This window comes from Thiobacillus sp. (assembly GCF_024708915.1).
On record NZ_JANJXQ010000292.1, the window covers coordinates 1 to 1,191 of the forward strand.

General features: G+C 64.6%; 1 protein-coding gene. It reads left to right on the forward strand.

All coding sequences use genetic code 11. The features are described from left to right. Positions 1-1,191 (forward strand): FimV/HubP family polar landmark protein (locus tag Q0L94_RS17850; RefSeq protein WP_296756034.1); only part of this gene is annotated, 1,191 nt, incomplete at both ends.

Here is a 1,191-nt window from a genome sequence, read left to right on the forward strand (position 1 = left end):
AGATCGAACTTCTCGCAGCCGACAAGGCCGAACTCGACAGCCTGTCGGCCAGCCTCGCTTCCGACCAGGCGTTTCGCGATGCGCGCGTCGAATTCGCCCCGGTATTGTCTTCCCTGCGTTTTGCGGTCGAGAAAAAGCCCAATGGCAAGGCCGTGCTGAAAGTGACTTCCAGCCGTCCGGTGAATGATCCTTTCATCGACATGCTGATCGAATTGAGCTGGGCCTCGGGGCGGCTGGTGCGTGAATACACCATGTTGCTCGATCCGCCCGGCATGGGCGGCGCACAAAAAGTGGCCCCGGTGGCGGTTACCCCGGCCCAGACGCCTGTTGCCGGGCCCACGCCCGCACCGGCCATGCAAAGCCAGGCCATGCCGGCACCGGCGGCTGCAGGCAAGCCGCAGCCTGCTCCTCAATCGTCAGCTGCCGCCCCAGACCGCGTGGCAGTGAAGCGCGGCGACACCCTGGTTAAAATTGCCAGCCAGGTGCGTCCGGGAGAGGTGAGTCTGGAGCAGACCCTGCTGGGTCTCTACCGCGAGAACACTCAGGCTTTCAACGGCAACATGAATCGCCTGAGAGCCGGCACGACACTGAACGTGCCATCGGCTGAAAAAGTGGCGGCCATTCCGCAAAAGGAAGCAGTGCGCGAACTCAAATTGCAGGCCGATGACTGGCGTGCCTACCGGCAGAAACTGGCCGGGATTGTGAGCGCTGCCCCGGAGGCCAAAGCGGCGCCGGGTCAGGCCAGCAGCGGCAAGATTACTCCCCAAGTGGAAGATCGCGCCAAACCGGCGCCCGAAGCCCAGCAAGACGTGCTGAAACTGTCCAAACTTGCGCCGCCCGCCGCCGCCGGCAAGGCCGACGAAACCCGCGTCCTGCAGGAAAAATTGCGCGCCCAGGAAGAGGATGCGACCGCACGCGACAAGGCGCTGCAGGAATCGGATCAGCGCGTGGCTGTACTGGAAAAGCAGATCCAGGACATGCAGAAGCTGGTCGAAATGCAGGAGAAGACGCAAAGCGAGGCGCCTGCTGCACCGGCTACGGCCCAGCCCGCACCCAAGCCGGTCGCTGCGGCCGTCGAGGCGCCTGCGGCCAGTCCCGAACCGGCCGCAAACTGGTATGACCCTCTGCTCGCCAACCCGATGTATTGGGGCGGCGGTCTCGCCGCGCTCGGCCTGGGTGGCGTGCTGTGGT